Here is an 18,387-nt window from a genome sequence, read left to right on the forward strand (position 1 = left end):
GGTCAAAATCAATAAACTTGCATAATTAAAGACAAAAATCGTTCATGTTGCGTAAATGTTAAACTAAAAATGCATAATTAAACGAAAAAATTGGGTCACAACGCCGACTTTTTCATTGCATTCTGAAGTGACAAAATTGTAGGATACTTACACAACCCCGTTATTTTTGTGACTTTTATTACAAAGCACACTGCGGGATTTGTCGGTGTTATCCCACTCCTACCTATATAAATCACTAGATAGTGATAATAAATAAAGGGATACCACCAAGGATTGTTTTTCTCGCAAAACTTTTCCTGCGAGATACGGAAAGGAATCAAGACCGGTCAACCTAGATCGGTGGCGATAATAAATATAAAGGACAAGACGTATTCAATAGTCTAGGTAGTATTTGCTGCCCGGTACTTTTGCGTCGACATTGAACTGGAAGGATGTATCTATGGTAGATAGAGAGCAAAATCCACAGGGTCTGTACACTCCGGAACTGGAGCATGACGCTTGTGGTATCGGTTTTGTTGCTCACCTTAAAAACCGTAAATCTCATGAAGTAGTGACTCAAGCATTGGATATGCTGGCTCGCATGGAACACCGTGGTGGTCAAGGTTGTGACCCATGCAGCGGTGACGGTGCGGGTATCTTGTTACAAAAACCTCATGAATTCCTATTAGAAGAAGCCGTTAAGCTAGGCATTAAACTGCCTTCGTTTGAAAAGTATGGTGTTGGTGTCGTTCTTTTCCCGAAAGACGAATACAAACGCGAACAATGCCGTGACATTCTAGAACGCAACGCACAGCGTCTAGACCTTGAAGTTATCGGCTACCGCGTATTACCAACCGACAACTCCATGATTGGTGCCGACCCTCTAAGCACAGAGCCTCAATTTGAGCATGTGTTTATCTCCGGCGGCCCTGGCATCACGCCTGAAGAGCTAGAACGCAAACTGTACGTACTTCGTAATTACACCGTACGCGTTTGCCTAGAAAGCGTTTCGAACATTGGTGACGACTTCTACATTAACTCCATGTCTTACAAGACATTAGTGTACAAAGGTCAGTTAACGACTGAGCAAGTACCTCAGTACTTCCTCGATCTGCAAAACCCGACCATGGTGACTGCACTGGCACTGGTACACTCTCGTTTCTCTACCAACACCTTCCCGAAATGGCGTCTTGCACAGCCTTTCCGTTACATTGCCCACAACGGCGAAATCAATACAGTTCGCGGTAACTTGAACTGGATGAAAGCCCGTGAAGCAATCCTAGAATCAGACCTGTTCACTCAGGCTGAAATCGACATGCTTCTTCCAATCTGTCAGGAAGGCAGCTCGGATTCATCTAACTTCGATATGGCACTTGAGCTCCTAGTTCTTTCTGGTCGCAGCCTGCCACACGCATTGATGATGATGATCCCGGAAGCATGGCAAGAAAACAAAAACATGGATCCTAAACGTCGCGCGTTCTATCAGTACCACGCGAACATCATGGAACCATGGGATGGTCCTGCTTCAGTATGTTTTACTGATGGTGTTCAAGTTGGTGCGACACTAGACCGTAACGGTTTGCGCCCTTCTCGCTACACAGTGACCAAAGATAACTTCCTAGTGATGGCATCTGAATCTGGTGTTGTGGATATTGAACCAGAGAACGTAGAGTTCCGTGGTCGTCTACAACCGGGTCGTATCTTCGTTGCAGACCTAGAGCAAGGTCGCATCATCTCCGATGAAGAAGTGAAAGACACCATCGCAACGGCACAGCCTTACGAGAAATGGGTAGAAGAAAACCTACTGAGCTTGAAGAAGCTGCCAGATGCGAGCAACCAGTTCAGCCAACCTAAGCCAGAACACCTTCTACACCGCCAACAAGCGTTTGGCGTAAGCACTGAAGAAGTGAACGAAATCATCGTTCCAATGGCGAATGACGCGAAAGAGCCATTATCAGCAATGGGTGCCGACTGGCCTCTTGCGGTTCTATCTCATCAGTCTCAACATCTTTCTAACTACTTCAAGCAGCTGTTCGCACAGGTAACCAACCCACCGATCGACCCGATCCGTGAGCGTATGGTTATGTCGCTGAACACTTACTTGGGTAAAGACCAAAACCTTCTGACTGAAACACCACTTCACTGTCAGAAAGTCGAATTAGAATCGCCGGTTCTGGCGAACTCAGAGCTTGAAAAACTGCGTGCGATCGATAACGAGCACCTACAAGCGAAAACGTTGGATATCGTATTCCAAGCTAGTGAAGATCAAGGCAAACTTGAGCGTGCATTAAAACGTATCTGCCAATACGCAGAAGACGCGGTTATCGATGGTTACTCAATCATCCTACTCACTGACCGCGCAGTGAATTCAAACCACGCGGCGATCCCAGCAATGCTGGCAGTTGGCGCAGTGCACCACCACTTGATCCGTAAAGGTCTACGTGCGAAGTGTGACATCGTGGTTGAAACTGGTGACGCGCGTGAAACGCACCACTTTGCAACGCTACTTGGTTACGGTGCGAATGCGGTTAACCCTTACCTAGTGATTGAAACCATCATTGAACTTCAACGTACGAAGAAGTTGGATCCAGAAGCGAACCCTCGTGATCTGTTCAACAACTACCGTAAAGCGATCAATGGCGGTCTTCTGAAGATCTTCTCGAAGATGGGTATCTCAACGCTACAGTCGTACCATGGTGCGCAAATCTTCGAAGCCTTGGGCATCCATAAATCCGTGGTAGACAAATACTTCACAGGTACAGTTTCTCGTATCCAAGGTCTAACCCTTGATGATATCGCCAAAGAAGTGCTGATCCGTCACCGCATCGGTTACCCACAACGCGAAATCCCAATTCAAATGCTGGATGTTGGTGGTGTTTACCAATGGAAACAGCGTGGTGAGAAGCACCTATTCAACCCAGAAACCATTTCTCTACTGCAAGAGTCTACGCGCAACAAGAACTACGATCAGTTCAAGCAGTACGCGACAGCCGTAGATAAACAAGGTGACAACGCAGTAACTCTGCGTAGCCAGCTAGAATTCATTAAGAACCCAGCAGGTTCTATCTCTATCGACGAAGTCGAACCAATTGAAAGCATCGTGAAACGCTTCGCGACGGGCGCTATGTCATTCGGTTCTATTTCTTACGAAGCACACTCCACACTGGCAGTTGCGATGAACCGTCTTGGCGCGAAATCGAACTCTGGTGAAGGTGGTGAAGACCCAATGCGTTTCGAGCGCAAAGAGAACGGCGATTGGGAACGCTCTGCAATCAAGCAGGTGGCTTCAGGTCGTTTCGGCGTAACCTCTTACTACCTAACTAACGCTGAAGAGCTGCAAATCAAAATGGCTCAAGGTGCGAAGCCAGGTGAAGGTGGTCAGCTACCAGGCGATAAAGTAGATGACTGGATCGGTGCAACGCGTCACTCGACTCCGGGCGTTGGCCTTATCTCTCCACCACCACACCACGATATCTACTCAATCGAAGATTTGGCTCAGCTTATCTACGACTTGAAGAACGCGAACCGCGCAGGCCGTGTAAACGTGAAGCTGGTATCAGAAGCAGGCGTAGGTACGATCGCTTCTGGTGTAGCGAAAGCGAAAGCGGACGTTGTACTAATAGCAGGTTTCGACGGTGGCACTGGTGCATCCCCAATGTCTTCAATCCGTCATACCGGTCTTCCTTGGGAACTTGGTTTGGCAGAAACGCACCAAACGCTACTGAAGAACGGTCTACGTAACCGTATCGTGGTTCAAGCGGATGGTCAGATGAAGACACCTCGCGACCTAGCAGTGGCAACACTACTTGGTGCAGAAGAATGGGGCGTGGCAACCGCAGCCTTGGTGGTTGAAGGTTGTATCATGATGCGTAAGTGTCATAAGAACACCTGTCCTGTTGGTATCGCGACTCAAAACAAGACGCTTCGTGAGCGCTTTGATGGTCGCGTAGAAGACGTCGTAACCTTCTTCCAATACATGGCACAAGGTCTGCGTGAAATCATGGCCGAACTTGGCTTCCGCACTATCGATGAGATGGTCGGTCAAGGTCAGAAACTGAAGATTCGCCAAGACGTTTCTCACTGGAAATACAAGAACCTAGATCTGTCTCCTGTTCTCCACGTTGAGCAACCACGTGAAGCTGATGGTGTATTCAACCAAGCTCAGCAGAACCACAACCTAGAAGAAGTGCTAGACCGTAAGCTGATTCAAGCAGCGATTCCTGCACTCGAGAAAGGCGAAGCGGTGAATGCCGAGTTCCCTATCGTCAACACGGACCGCTCTGCAGGTACCATGTTGTCGAACGAAATCTCGAAAGTGTACAAAGATGCCGGTCTACCTCAGCCAATGAACGTGAAGTTCAAAGGCTCTGCGGGTCAGTCATTCGGTGCATTCCTAGCTAAGGGCGTGAAGTTCGAAGTGGAAGGTGATGCGAACGACTACTGGGGTAAAGGCTTATCTGGCGGTACGTTAGTACTTTACCCAGATGCGAAATCAAGCATTGTCGCGGAAGACAACATCGTGGTGGGTAACGTATGTTTCTACGGTGCAACTTCGGGTGAGTCTTTCATTCGCGGTATGGCTGGTGAACGTTTCTGTGTTCGTAACTCAGGCGCGAAAGTAGTAGTAGAAGGCGTCGGTGACCACGGTTGTGAATACATGACTGGCGGTGCAGCAATTATCCTTGGTTCAACAGGTCGTAACTTTGCCGCAGGTATGAGTGGCGGCGTGGCATACGTATGGGATAAATCAGGTGACTTTGAGTCGAAACTGAACCCAGAGCTAGTAGACCTAGATCCAATCGAGCAAGAAGACAGAGATCTATTACTCGACATGCTAACTAAGCATGTTCAATTCACAGGAAGTGAAGTCGCTCAGTCTTTCCTAAACAATTTTGAAGCTAGCCTAGCCTCTATGGCTAAGGTAATGCCGCGTGACTACAAAGCAGTTCTTCAAAAACGCAAAGCTGAAGCACTGTCTCAAGGAAACGAAACTCAAGTGGAGGCCGTATAATGGGTAAGCCTACTGGATTTTTAGAGCATGGTCGCGAACTACCACAGAAGATTGACCCAGCTGAACGCATCAAGAACAACAAAGAGTTCGTTCTGAACGAGGAGTTTGGTGACAAGATCAATACTCAAGCTTCTCGTTGTATGGATTGTGGCGTGCCGTTTTGTCATAACGGCTGCCCTATCGGTAACATCATCCCAGAATTTAACGATGCGGTTTATCGTGATAGCTGGGAAGAAGCTTGGAACATCCTAAGCTCGACGAACAACTTCCCAGAGTTTACTGGTCGTGTTTGCCCTGCTCCATGTGAAAGTGCTTGTGTTCTTGGTATCAACCAAGACCCAATCACTATCTGTAATATCGAAAAAACTATCGTAGAAACGGCGTATCGTGAAGGGTACGCCAAACCAAAAACGCCACGTTCTCGCACTGGTAAAACGGTGGCGATCATTGGCTCTGGACCTGCTGGTCTTGCGGCTGCTGAGCAGCTAAACAGCGCAGGCCATACCGTGACAGTATTCGAGCGAGACGAGAAAGTGGGCGGTCTGCTACGTTTTGGTATCCCAGACTTTAAACTGAGCATGGAAGTCATTGATCGCAAGATCAATCTAATGGCAGAAGCTGGCATTGAGTTTAAAGTAAACCAACACGTCGGTGTTGATGTAAATGCTCAACAATTGCGTCAAGAGTTCGATGTGGTTCTACTAACCGGTGGCTCAACGGTTCCACGTGATTTGCCCGTTCCGGGTCGTGAACTAAAAGGCGTTCACTTCGCGATGGAATTCCTAGGTCAAAACAACCGTCGCGCCAATAACATGGACCTGAAAACGGAAGAAATTCACGCTGCGGGTAAACATGTTGTGGTTATCGGTGGTGGTGATACGGGTTCAGACTGTGTGGGAACATCAAACCGTCACGGCGCAGCAAGTGTAACTCAAGTGGAAATCATGCCGATTCCACCAGAAAAGCGTCCTGCCAATATGCCTTGGCCTCAATATCCAATGATCCTACGTACTTCGACATCTCATGAAGAAGGCGTTGATCGCCACTGGAACATCCTAACTAAAGAGTTCATCGGTAACGACAAAGGTGAAGTTACCGGTCTTCGTTTGGCTGATATCGTTTGGGAAGAGGCGAAACCTGGCGAGCGTCCAGGCTTTAAAGAAGTTGAAGGCAGCGAGCGAGTGATTCCGTGTGATATGGCATTTCTAGCGATGGGCTTCCTACACCCAGAACCAACAGGTGTACTTGCTCAACTGGATATCGCGCTAGATGATCGCGGTAACGTAGCAACTCAAGATTTTGCTACTAACCAAGAAGGCGTATTTGCTGCTGGTGATATGCGAACAGGCCAATCTCTGGTTGTTCGTTGTATCAACGAAGGCCGTGAATGTGCCCGTGCTATCGATGATTACCTAATGGGTGGAACAAACCTAGAAGCAAAAGCAGATTCACTGATGCTTTCTGCTTAACGAAGCAGTCATGCTTCGCTCTTTCAATTGCCTAATAGCCATCAGCAATATCGATGGCTATCGGTGAAGAAAGAAAACAATTCCTTCCAATCTTTCTATTTTGACCAGCATTTTATGCTGGTCTTTTTTATCTCCCACAGAATCAAATGTTACTTTTTTGTAACAATCAATTTTCTATCTATTTGAAATTATTAAACTATTTTAGCTTATTAAATGGTAAATCGTATATTCACGTGATGATCCACTAATAACTTGACCTTTTTTACAATAAGCTATAGCTTGTGAAGTTGATGAAAATAAAACACTCAAAAAATGTTAAATATTTCACAACTTTTACTGAATAATTATACATAAAGCTATAAAGATGACGCATAGTTAGTCATCGATATCAACGTAAGCAGTGTTGATATATCTGTCGGGATGACGGATAAGCAAAGGGAGAATTGCAATGGCTCTTTATGATCCAAGTCTTGAGAAAGACAACTGTGGATTTGGCTTGATCGCGCATATGGAAGGCGAACAAAGCCACAAGCTGGTACGTACAGCAATTTCTGCACTTGACCGCATGACTCACCGTGGTGGTATCGCCGCCGATGGTAAAACTGGTGATGGTTGTGGTCTTCTATTACAAAAGCCCGATTCCTATTTACGTCTTATTGCCGAAGAAAATGGTTTCAACCTTGGCAAGCAATACGCCGTAGGGATGATTTTCTTCAACCAAGATCCAGTCAAAGCTCAACTCGCTAAAGACATCGTCAACAAAGAACTGGCGCAAGAGACGCTAACTGTGGCTGGTTGGCGTGAAGTACCAACTAATTCAGAAGTACTCGGTCCAATTGCGGCCAACTCGCTTCCAAATATTCAGCAAGTCTTTATCTCTGCACCGGCAGGTTGGCGCGAGCGTGACATTGAACGTCGTCTCTACATCGCACGCCGTCGCATCGAGAAACAAATCACCGAAGATCCGGATTTCTACATCTGTAGCTTGTCGACTCAAGTTTTGGTGTACAAAGGCCTATGCATGCCTGCGGACTTACCGCGCTTTTATCTTGATCTTGCCGATCTACGTATGGAATCTGCTATCTGTCTGTTCCACCAGCGTTTTTCTACCAACACTCAACCGCGTTGGCCATTAGCTCAACCGTTCCGCTACCTTGCTCATAATGGTGAGATCAATACCATTGAAGGTAACCGACAATGGGCACGCGCTCGTGCTTATAAGTTCTCGTCACCACTGCTGCCTGACCTACAAACTGCAGCACCGTTTGTGAACGAGACAGGCTCAGACTCGTCTAGCTTAGATAATATGCTAGATCTCTTCTTAGCTGGCGGCATGGATATCTTCCGTGCCATGCGTATGCTCGTACCGCCAGCATGGCAAAACCACCCGGATATGGATCCGGATTTGCGTGCGTTTTACGATTTCAACTCCAAACACATGGAACCATGGGATGGCCCAGCAGGTATCGTACTGTCCGATGGTCGTTATGCTGCTTGTAACCTAGACCGAAACGGTCTACGTCCTGCGCGTTATGTAATTACCAAAGACAAGCTGATCACTCTGGCATCTGAGGTAGGGATTTGGAATTACGCCCCAGATGAAGTTGCCAAAAAAGGTCGTGTAGGTCCGGGGGAATTGCTCGTCATCGACACTCGTAAAGGTAAGCTTTGGCAATCTAGCGAGATCGATAATGATCTGAAATCTCGTCACCCTTATCGCGAATGGATGGAGAACAACGTTCGCAAACTAACGCCGTTCTCTCAGCTGCCTGAAGATCAAGTAGGTGAGCGTAGCTTTGATGAAGACTTGCTTAAGACTTATCAAAAGCAGTTTGCCATGAGCAATGAAGAAGTCGATCAAGTATTGCGTGTCCTAGGTGATATGGGGCAAGAAGCCGTCGGTTCGATGGGTGATGACACCCCGATGGCGGTTCTTTCTTCGAAAGAGCGCTTGGTGACTGATTACTTCCGTCAGAAGTTCGCGCAGGTCACCAACCCACCAATCGATCCACTGCGTGAGAAACACGTCATGTCGCTGGCGACCAGCATCGGTCAGGAAATGAATGTCTTCTGTGAAACCGATGGCCACGCGCATCGTGTAACCTTTGATTCTCCAGTACTGCTCTATTCAGACATGCAGCAACTACTAGAGCTGAGTGACGATCACTACCGTAATACCATTCTCGATATCAATTACGACCCACAACAAAAAGATCTTAAACAAGCCATTAATGATCTGTGTGAGCAAGCAGAGCAAGTCGTTCGTGAAGGCACGGTTTTAGTGGTGCTTTCGGACAGAGCCTTGGTCAAAGGTAAGTTGCCAATTCCGGCAGCAATGGCAGTCGGCGCCGTTCAAACTCGTCTGATTGACGCGAACTTGCGTTGCGATGCCAACATTGTTGTCGAAACCGCAACAGCCCGTGATCCACACCAATTTGCCGTCTTGCTTGGTTTTGGTGCCACTGCGGTTTACCCATACCTTGCTTATGAAGCGTTAGGTAAACTGATTGATGATAAAGCGCTAGAGAAAGACTACCGCGATGTGATGCAAAACTACCAATACGGCATCAACAAAGGCCTGTACAAGATCATGTCGAAAATGGGGATCTCAACCATCGCCTCTTACCGCTGCTCACAACTATTTGAAGCAGTTGGCTTGAGCCAAGATGTGGTCGATCTGTGTTTTAAAGGCGTCACAACTCGAATTGAAGGCGCGAATTTTGACGACTTCCAGCAAGATCTTACAAACTTATCTCGTAAAGCATGGGCGAAACGCAAATCGATTGATCATGGCGGCTTGTTAAAGTACGTCCATGGAGGTGAGTATCATGCTTACAACCCGGATGTTGTCGGCACGCTGCAACAGGCCGTTAAATCTGGCGAAAGTAACGACTATCAGAGCTTTGCTAAGCAGGTAAACCAACGCCCTGTTGCCATGCTGCGTGACTTAATGTCGCTGAAAAAATCAGACTCACCGCTGCCACTTGAGCAAATAGAACCACGCACTGAACTGTTCAAACGCTTTGACTCAGCGGCAATGTCCATTGGCGCACTTAGCCCAGAAGCGCATGAAGCACTTGCAACGGCGATGAACCGTCTTGGTGGTTACTCTAACTCGGGTGAAGGCGGTGAAGATCCTCGCCGTTTCGGTACTGAGCGTAACTCACGTATCAAACAGATTGCTTCTGGCCGATTTGGTGTAACGCCGCATTACCTGACTAATGCGGATGTACTGCAAATCAAGGTGGCACAAGGTGCGAAACCGGGTGAAGGTGGACAGCTACCAGGACACAAAGTCACCGCAGAAATCGCAAAACTGCGTTATTCGGTACAAGGCGTGACTCTGATCTCCCCTCCTCCGCATCACGATATCTATTCGATTGAAGATTTGGCCCAGCTGATCTTCGACCTTAAACAAGTCAACCCGAATGCGCTGGTTTCGGTAAAACTCGTCTCCGAGCCAGGTGTCGGCACCATCGCAACGGGTGTAGCCAAGGCTTACGCTGATCTTATTACCATTTCGGGTTACGACGGTGGTACCGCAGCAAGCCCATTAACTTCGGTAAAATACGCTGGTAGCCCTTGGGAGTTGGGGTTGGCAGAGACACAACAAGCTCTGGTTGCTAATGGTCTGCGTCATAAGATCCGCCTACAGGTAGACGGTGGTCTAAAGACTGGTTTAGACGTAGTTAAAGCCGCAATTTTAGGTGCAGAAAGCTTCGGTTTTGGTACTGCGCCAATGGTCGCTATGGGTTGTAAGTTCCTACGAATTTGTCACCTCAACAACTGTGCAACTGGGGTTGCGACTCAAGACGAGACACTGCGTAAAGAATACTTCAAAGGTCTACCAGAAATGGTGATGAATTACTTCATCGGCCTGGCAGACGAAGTGCGCGGATTACTCGCCGAACTTGGCGTTGAAAAGCTGACGGACTTGATTGGTCGTACCGATTTACTTGAGGCAGTAGAGGGATTTACAGCGAAACAGACCAAGCTGGATCTATCCAATATTCTAGAAGCTCCAGTATCACCTGAGGGCCATCCGCTATTTTGGACAGAGCCAAACAAACCGTTTGATAAAGCTGAGCTCAACCAAAAGATCGTTGATGATGCCATGCATGCGGTCGAAAACAGTCAATCGGCAAGTTTCTTCTACAATGTCATCAACACTGATCGTTCTGTTGGTGCACGCTTATCTGGCGAAATAGCAAAACGCTATGGCAACCAAGGGTTGGCGGCTTCCCCTATCAAAATCTATCTTGACGGCACCGCAGGCCAGTCCTTTGGTGTTTGGAACGCAGGTGGTGTAGAGCTTTACCTCACGGGCGATGCGAACGACTACGTGGGCAAAGGCATGGCGGGTGGTAAAGTGGTTATCAAACCTCACCTTGGCACTGCATTTAAGTGTAATGAAGCAACCATCATTGGTAACACCTGTCTGTACGGCGCGACCGGCGGTAAACTATTTGCAGCCGGTAAAGCAGGTGAGCGTTTCGGCGTACGAAACTCAGGTACGATAGCCGTCATTGAAGGTGCTGGCGATAACGCTTGTGAGTACATGACTGGCGGTATTGTTGCCATTCTTGGTGCGACAGGTGTGAACTTTGGCGCGGGTATGACTGGAGGCTTTGCCTATGTTCTGGATGAGAACCAAAGCTTTGAAGGTCGAGTTAATACTGAGTCTGTCGAAGCCATCTCATTGTCCGATCTTTACATCCACCAAGAACATTTGCGTGGCCTAATTGCGGAACACCTTGAAGAAACAGGGTCGAGTCATGCTGAAAATATTTTGGCGAACTTTGATGAATGGATTCCAAAGTTCTATTTGGTGAAACCACAAGCGGCAGATCTTCGCACGCTACTTGGTCACCAGAGCCGCAGTGCCGCAGAGCTGCGTGTTCAAGCACAGTAATCATGGAGGATGTTTGAATCATGAGCCAGAACGTTTATCAATTTATCGATGTGCAGCGTGTAGATCCTGCGAAAAAGCCTATCAAAGTTCGTAAGATCGAGTTCGTTGAAATCTATGAACCGTTCACTAAACAACAGGCGACTGCACAAGCGGATCGCTGCTTAGATTGTGGCAACCCATATTGTGAATGGAAATGCCCAGTCCACAACTACATCCCTCAATGGTTAAAACTTGCCAATGAAGGTCGTATTCTTGAAGCGGTTGAACTATCGCATCAAACCAACAGCCTACCGGAAGTATGTGGGCGCGTTTGTCCTCAAGACCGCCTATGTGAAGGTTCATGCACGCTTAATGATGACTTTGGTGCCGTCACCATCGGTAACATAGAAAAGTACATTACCGACAAAGCGTTTGAAATGGGCTGGAAGCCAGATATGTCCAATGTGGAGTGGACCGATAAAAAGGTCGCAATCATTGGAGCAGGCCCAGCTGGCTTGGCTGCCGCGGATATCCTAGTGCGCAATGGCGTTAAGCCAGTCGTGTTTGACCGCTACCCTGAAATTGGAGGCCTTCTGACCTTCGGTATTCCTTCCTTCAAGCTTGAAAAAGGCGTGATGGAAAACCGCCGCCGTGTGTTCACTGAAATGGGCGTCGAGTTCCGCATGAACATGGAAGTAGGCAAAGATGTCCAAATGCAAGAGCTACTTGATGAATACGATGCTGTTTTCTTGGGCGTTGGCACCTATAAATACATGCGTGCAGGTCTAGATAATGAAGATGCGCCGGGTGTGTATGACGCGCTGCCATTTTTAGTTTCGAACACCTACAAAGTCATGGGTCTTGAGAGTAACCAACCCTTTATCGATATGGCAGGAAAGAAAGTCGTCGTACTGGGTGGTGGTGATACCGCAATGGACTGCGTTCGTACCTCAATTCGCCAAGGTGCCTCCAACGTAGTTTGTGCTTATCGTCGTGATGAGGCCAACATGCCAGGCTCTCGTCGCGAGGTAAAAAACGCAAAGGAAGAAGGCGTGAAGTTCATGTTCAACCTTCAGCCTTTGGGAGTTGAAGTGGATGCGTCAGGCAAAGTCTCGGGGGTCAAAGTGGTGAAAACCGCACTTGGTGAACCTGATGAAGCGGGTCGCCGACGTCCAGAGCCCGTTGAAGGCAGCGAGCACGTTCTACCAGCAGACGTTGTTATCATGGCGTTTGGTTTCCAGCCGCACAAAATGGACTGGTTAGCACCGTTTGATGTCGATTTGGATCAATGGGGTCGTATCAAAGCCCCAGCGAAGCAAGAGTTCCAGTTCCAGACCAGCAACGAAAAGATCTTCGCGGGTGGCGATGCGGTACGAGGTTCTGATCTTGTCGTAACCGCAATTGATGAAGGACGAAAAGCGGCAGAAGGCATTCTCGATTACCTCGAAGTTTAATCACTGTTAACGTCTCAAAAAGGATCCTACTATTGGATCCTTTTTTCTTTTATTACATATAATTAAATTCCTATGATAAGGGATAAAACCAATGAAAAAAGCCGCTCTCCTTTCCATTACTTTGCTCGGCTTAACCGCTTGTAGCCAAGGAGTCAAAACCATGACGGATCGTTCTCAATCACCTTGTGGTGACAAACCAAACTGCGTCTCCACCCAAGACACGCGAGAAAAATACAACCTAACGCCATTCATCTTAGTGGATTCAGCGAACATCGACGCTATTGAGCAAGTTGCGCTTGAACTGCCAGGCGCGAAAACCGCGGTGAAAGAAAGCAACTACCTTCGTATCGAGTGCACATCTAAAATCATGCGCTTCGTGGATGACCTCGAACTAAAAATAGCAGGAGACCAACTGATTGTGCGCTCGGAATCTCGTGTGGGCTACTCTGACTTTGGCGTAAACAGAAAGCGCGCCGATCAATTACGACAAAAGCTCACTCAAGCTAAGCTCATCAAATAGAAAACTGCCAACGGGGAGTGCTATACTCTCGGCCAACTAAAATATTTACCTAAAGAGAGTGTTATGAAAGTTGGTATCATCGGTGCGATGGAACAAGAAGTGACCATCCTGAAGCAAGCAATTACAAACTGCAAAACTGTAAATAAAGCAGGTTGTACGTTTTTCTCTGGTCAAATTAACGATGTCGAAGTCGTCGTACTACAATCGGGCATCGGTAAAGTTGCAGCGGCAGTGGGCACGACAATCCTTCTTGATGAATACCAACCAGACGTTGTGATTAACACAGGCTCTGCTGGCGGTTTCGATTCAAGCTTAAACCTTGGCGATGTAGTTATCTCTACAGAAGTTCGTCATCACGATGCAGACGTAACCGCTTTTGGTTATGAAATTGGCCAAATGGCCGGTCAACCAGCTGCATTCAAAGCGGATGACAAGCTAATGGACTTAGCCGAAAAAGCCCTAGCACAAATGGAAAACACTCATGCGGTTCGCGGCCTAATTTGTACTGGCGATGCGTTTGTTTGTACTGCTGAGCGTCAAGAGTTTATTCGTAAACACTTCCCGTCAGTTATCGCTGTAGAAATGGAAGCATCTGCTATCGCTCAAACTTGTCATCAATTCAACACTCCGTTTGTTGTTGTGCGTGCAATCTCTGATGTCGCTGATAAAGAATCACCAATGAGCTTTGATGAGTTCCTACCTCTAGCAGCAAAAAGCTCTTCCGAAATGGTATTCAAAATGCTGGAACTCATTAAGTAAACGACTCATTCATGGAAGAAGTTTTTCAGTCATTTTATGCCAACGGTGCGCTCCTTATAATGTGGGGCGCACTGATCTTGCACCTTCTAGTGCCAATCCCCCATTCAGCGCACCCCATCACTTTATGGCGAAAGCTAGCAGAACAGCTAGCCAACAAAGTGAACAATAATCACAATTACTCACAGAGTGTAATCTCAGGCAGTCTTGCATTAGGCTTGATGCTGTTTCCTTGCTTGATATTACTGATTGCAGTAAAGCCATTTGTTTGGCAAATCCCTTTATATGAACTGGTTCTATTGATCATTGCGCTAGACTGGCGCAACAGCGAAACGTTAACGAAACAGCTCGTCACAAGTATCTCTTCGGAAGACAAAGCCCAATGTCGAGCATTACTGCAACCATATCTTAATCGCGACACTGGTAGCCTCTCGATCGTTGGCATAGGTAAAGCTGGCTCAGAAACCCTGATTATGGGATACAGCCGCAACGTGATCGGCGTGCTATTTTGGTACGCACTAACAGGTGGTATTGGTGCGTTAATGTATCGACTCACAACAGAATTAGCGCGAGTGTGGTCCCCTAGCCGACGCCAATATTTGCCCTTTGGTAAACCTGTGATTCAACTGGTTGCTACTCTGGATATTATTCCACTTCGTCTCTTTGCCATACTTTTAGCTGCCGGAAAGAATACAAGTAATGTGCTCTCTGGAATACAACAGCAAGCGAAGTCTTGGCCCTTACCAGGACCTAGCTGGGTGTTATGTACTATCGGACACAAACTACAACTGTCTTTATGCGGCCCTGCTATCTATCAAGGTGTGCGTGCAGAGCGCGCAAAAATCGGTGGGCGCATTGCGCCATCGGCTATTCACCTTTCACAAATACATACGCTGCTCGTTTGGCGCGTCCTGGCTTGGATCGCAATCCAAAGTTTGCTTTTAGGAATAATTTATCAAGGATTATGATGAATAAATTATGCTTCGCATTAACGCTGTTTGTTTCGACAGCGACCTTCGCTCAACCCGCTCAACGCATTATAAGTTTAGCTCCACATGCCACCGAAATTGCCTTTGCAGCAGGGCTAGGAGAGCAGCTTGTTGCTGTCAGCGAAATGAGCGATTATCCAGAACAGGCAAAGCAGCTAGAAAGAGTCTCAAATTATCAAGGAATTAAATTAGAGCGCATTATTGCTCTTCAGCCGGACTTAGTGATTGCTTGGCCAGCCGGAAACCCCGCTAAAGAGTTGGAGAAAATTAAACAGTTCGGTATTCCTATCTATTACTCCACTACAGGTTCATTAGAAGATATCGCCAATAATATTGAGCAACTCAGCCAATACAGCGAAACTCCACAAGTAGGAAAAAAGGCCGCTGAAGATTTTAGAACGCAGCTGAGTACACTAAAAGAACAGTACAACACGAACGAGAAAGTTAGTTACTTTTATCAGTTGAGTGAAAAGCCTATCATCACTGTCGCTGGAAAGAACTGGCCAAGTGAAGTCTTTACTTTTTGCGGTGGTGAGAACATTTTCGCCGCATCCAGCGCGCCTTATCCTCAAGTTAGCATCGAGCAAGTCATTACTCGCCAGCCAGAGGTTATTTTTACTTCTCGTCACGCAATGAGTAACGATGGTATGTGGGCTGAGTGGAGTAATGAGCTTCTTGCTCTTAAAAACAAACACATCTGGTCCCTAAACTCTGATTGGATTAACCGTCCGACACCACGCACATTGAACGCGATCAAGGAAGTGTGTGAGCACTTTAAAAGCGTTCGTCAAAAACGCTAACGATTTCGTGGCAAATACCGTACAATTTCCGCCCATTTTTTCTCACACTATTTAAAGGTACTAAGTAACATGGACTCCATGCTGCTTTATATGATCGATTTGTTCGGTACCGCTGTTTTCGCTATCTCTGGCGTATTACTGGCGGGCCGTTTAAAAATGGATCCATTCGGCGTTATCGTGCTCGGCAGTGTGACTGCTATAGGTGGCGGAACAATCCGAGACATGGCGCTTGGTGCCACTCCCGTATTTTGGATAACAGATACGACTTACTTATGGGTGATATTTGTTACGTGTCTACTAACCATGCTTGTTATTCGAAGACCCAAGCGACTCTCATGGTGGGTATTACCCGTTTGTGATGCCATCGGTCTCGCTGTATTTGTGGGAATAGGAGTAGAAAAGGCACTCGCCTACAATGCATCTGGGATGGTCGCGGTGATAATGGGGGTTATTACTGGCTGTGGCGGTGGCATTATACGAGACGTGCTGGCTCGCGAAGTTCCTATGGTATTAAGAAGTGAAGTCTATGCTACGGCATGTATTATTGGCGGCATCTTCCATACGATGGCGGTAAACATGGGTTATGACCACTCAACGGCTTTACTCGCTGGTGTAATCTCAACGCTCATTATACGTCTCGGTGCGATTCGTTGGCATCTATCCCTGCCAACTTTCGCCATTAACCGTTAAACACCAACAACATCACTCATTATGGAGTCGACCAAGTGTCGGCTCCTCTCATTTATGCTCATTTGATTCGCCAATTCTTGGGCAATTCGCTAAATTATCTCAACCATTCCTAACTTTCATTAATCATTATGTTGCTTGAAGGTATTGAAACGTTACTTGTCCTCAGTAAAGAAAAAACCATGAGCCGCACAGGCAGTCAACTCTATATTAGTCAATCTGCCGTGAGTAAACGTATTTCAAATCTAGAGAAGAAGTTAGGAAAAAAATTGATAGAGCCAAATGGTCGGCACATAAAGCTGACCTCCGATGGCCTTGCCCTCATAAACACAATAGAACCCACGTTCAATGAGTTAAGAGGAAAAATCCACGATCAACAACAAATAGAAGATACTTCTTTAATCAAAATGGACTGCTCTGAAACCTTAGTGGCGGGATACCTCAGCATGATCATGGCAGAACACTTTGCCCATGATCAGTACATACGAATATCGACCAATCATACGCCACGCATTATTGAGAATGTGAAATCAGGCAAAGCAACATTGGGATTTTGCGCTGGCTATCTACCACCTCATCATGGATTAATGAGCCTTCACCTCGCCGACGAACCTTTCTCAATTGTCAGTCGACATTCACTTTCACAACTACCTAAAGCTATTTTGACCAATGACCTAACTAACCCTGCCAACACATATCAACAAGCTATTTTATCCAAACACGGAATCGAACCTTTGATGGAAATGGATTCGTATACTGCGGCAGCACAACTGGCTTTGGGAGGTATGGCTCCCGCTTTAATCCCTAAATCTATCCTAACGACACTTAATATCACATCTAAGTTCTGCTATGACTTTGAAGAGCTAGATCAGTTAGTTCGACCAATACATATCTGCTTACGTCACAGCACATATCGTAGCGAACGAGTTAAAGCACTGACAGAATCCATTGCTGATGTTGTTGCCAAAGAAGTTTCGTTGCCATAAGCATCGACATCACTATAACTAGAGGACGAATCCATTTTTGTCCTTTACTTACCACGACCTTCGCTCCTAACTGAGCACCAAGAAAACCGCCAACAGCCATGGTTAAGCCAAGCTTCCACACGGGCAACCCAGCGAAGATAAAAAAGAGTAGTGCCGCAATGTTTGACGTGAAATTGAGAATTTTGGTTCTAGCAGTGGCTTCGACCAAAGAAAAGTGACCTAGTGCAACAAAACAAACAGTAAAAATAGATCCAGTCCCAGGGCCAAAAAAGCCATCATAGAAACCGATCCCGCCACCAATGCATAGCGCAAACATCGCTTCAGATAACTTTGGTTCTCCATCGATTTTTCGCGTACTTGGCGCGAGTAAAAAATAGAGGGAAATGGCTATCAAAAGAACAGGGATCAAACTGGTGAGTATGCTAGCATCAATAAACTGAACAGCCTCGGCACCGATCGCTGCACCAATAAAAGTACAGAGTATCGCGAAACGCATTTCCTTTAGGCTGACAATACCGTTACGCACGAAATACCAGCTAGCAGAGAAACTGCCAAACGAACTTTGTAACTTATTGGTTGCTAGAGCTTGAGTCGGACTTAACCCCGCAGCCAAAAGCGCAGGGAGTGTAATGAGCCCTCCCCCACCAGCCATCGCATCAATAAAGCCTGCGGCAGTCGCAACCAAAAATAAGGCCAACAAAATCTCAACCGTGATTTCCACTACACTTCCTTTTTGAAGAGGTATCAAAGAGGAAGAAACGGTAGCACTTATTCACAAAACTACCAATGGAAAGTCAAGACACCAATCTATTCCTAATTTTCATCAGTTAATAAATCTAGAGAAT

General features: G+C 46.7%; 11 protein-coding genes. 10 read left to right on the top strand and 1 reads right to left on the bottom strand.

What is annotated here, in order from left to right:
• Positions 1-439: 439 nt before the first annotated feature.
• From gltB (R8N46_RS13500) to R8N46_RS13545, 10 genes are all read left to right on the top strand, one after another.
• Complete coding sequence (gene gltB / locus R8N46_RS13500; RefSeq protein WP_115385733.1) at positions 440-4,990, top strand: glutamate synthase large subunit; 4,551 nt, start codon at positions 440-442, stop codon at positions 4,988-4,990.
• Positions 4,990-6,459 carry a glutamate synthase subunit beta gene (locus R8N46_RS13505; protein WP_005384582.1) on the top strand — a complete coding sequence of 490 codons (1,470 nt, stop codon included), beginning with the start codon at positions 4,990-4,992 and terminating at the stop codon, positions 6,457-6,459. The genes gltB (R8N46_RS13500) and R8N46_RS13505 overlap by 1 nt, the downstream gene beginning before the upstream one ends.
• A gap of 448 nt (positions 6,460-6,907) precedes the next feature.
• A complete protein-coding gene (gene gltB, locus R8N46_RS13510; protein WP_033906097.1) occupies positions 6,908-11,371 on the top strand; it encodes a glutamate synthase large subunit in 4,464 nt (1,487 codons plus the stop codon).
• 20 nt (positions 11,372-11,391) lie between these two features.
• On the top strand, positions 11,392-12,804 hold the full coding sequence (locus R8N46_RS13515; RefSeq protein ID WP_054576668.1) for an FAD-dependent oxidoreductase: 1,413 nt from the start codon (positions 11,392-11,394) through the stop codon (positions 12,802-12,804).
• A gap of 91 nt (positions 12,805-12,895) precedes the next feature.
• The gene (locus R8N46_RS13520; RefSeq protein WP_047102022.1) at positions 12,896-13,324 is read left to right on the top strand and encodes a DUF1499 domain-containing protein; all 429 of its coding nucleotides are present in this window, start codon (positions 12,896-12,898) and stop codon (positions 13,322-13,324) included.
• Between the two features lie 63 nt (positions 13,325-13,387).
• Entirely contained in the window at positions 13,388-14,083 is a 696-nt protein-coding gene (mtnN, locus tag R8N46_RS13525) for a 5'-methylthioadenosine/S-adenosylhomocysteine nucleosidase (protein WP_005381837.1), read from the top strand.
• Between the two features lie 11 nt (positions 14,084-14,094).
• Entirely contained in the window at positions 14,095-15,048 is a 954-nt protein-coding gene (locus R8N46_RS13530) for a cobalamin biosynthesis family protein (RefSeq protein ID WP_054576667.1), read from the top strand.
• Positions 15,048-15,869 (top strand): vitamin B12 ABC transporter substrate-binding protein BtuF, encoded by an 822-nt coding sequence (gene btuF, locus R8N46_RS13535; protein WP_017633625.1) that lies wholly within the window; start codon positions 15,048-15,050, stop codon positions 15,867-15,869. The genes R8N46_RS13530 and btuF overlap by 1 nt, the downstream gene beginning before the upstream one ends.
• 69 nt (positions 15,870-15,938) lie before the next feature.
• Positions 15,939-16,559, top strand: coding sequence for a TRIC cation channel family protein (locus R8N46_RS13540; protein ID WP_005387377.1), 621 nt, complete (start codon positions 15,939-15,941; stop codon positions 16,557-16,559).
• A gap of 128 nt (positions 16,560-16,687) precedes the next feature.
• Entirely contained in the window at positions 16,688-17,542 is an 855-nt protein-coding gene (locus R8N46_RS13545; RefSeq protein ID WP_064353625.1) for a LysR family transcriptional regulator, read from the top strand.
• On the opposite strand, the gene R8N46_RS13550 is transcribed toward R8N46_RS13545, so the two are convergent.
• Positions 17,484-18,263: a TSUP family transporter gene (locus R8N46_RS13550; RefSeq protein ID WP_318098443.1), complete on the bottom strand. Its 780-nt coding sequence runs from the start codon at positions 18,261-18,263 to the stop codon at positions 17,484-17,486. The two genes, R8N46_RS13545 and R8N46_RS13550, sit on opposite strands and share 59 nt — an antisense overlap.
• Positions 18,264-18,387: the final 124 nt, after the last annotated feature.

The sequence above is a fragment of the Vibrio sp. 1874 genome (genome assembly GCF_033344395.1).
Lineage (GTDB): Bacteria > Pseudomonadota > Gammaproteobacteria > Enterobacterales > Vibrionaceae > Vibrio > Vibrio alginolyticus.

Bases quoted from the DNA above. Each gene is read 5' to 3' on its own strand.
- gltB (WP_115385733.1), top strand. From the start codon at position 440: ATGGTAGATAGAGAGCAAAATCCACAGGGTCTGTACACTCCGGAACTG.
- R8N46_RS13505 (WP_005384582.1), top strand. From the start codon at position 4,990: ATGGGTAAGCCTACTGGATTTTTAGAGCATGGTCGCGAACTACCACAG.
- gltB (WP_033906097.1), top strand. From the start codon at position 6,908: ATGGCTCTTTATGATCCAAGTCTTGAGAAAGACAACTGTGGATTTGGC.
- R8N46_RS13515 (WP_054576668.1), top strand. From the start codon at position 11,392: ATGAGCCAGAACGTTTATCAATTTATCGATGTGCAGCGTGTAGATCCT.
- R8N46_RS13520 (WP_047102022.1), top strand. From the start codon at position 12,896: ATGAAAAAAGCCGCTCTCCTTTCCATTACTTTGCTCGGCTTAACCGCT.
- mtnN (WP_005381837.1), top strand. From the start codon at position 13,388: ATGAAAGTTGGTATCATCGGTGCGATGGAACAAGAAGTGACCATCCTG.
- R8N46_RS13530 (WP_054576667.1), top strand. From the start codon at position 14,095: ATGGAAGAAGTTTTTCAGTCATTTTATGCCAACGGTGCGCTCCTTATA.
- btuF (WP_017633625.1), top strand. From the start codon at position 15,048: ATGAATAAATTATGCTTCGCATTAACGCTGTTTGTTTCGACAGCGACC.
- R8N46_RS13540 (WP_005387377.1), top strand. From the start codon at position 15,939: ATGGACTCCATGCTGCTTTATATGATCGATTTGTTCGGTACCGCTGTT.
- R8N46_RS13545 (WP_064353625.1), top strand. From the start codon at position 16,688: ATGTTGCTTGAAGGTATTGAAACGTTACTTGTCCTCAGTAAAGAAAAA.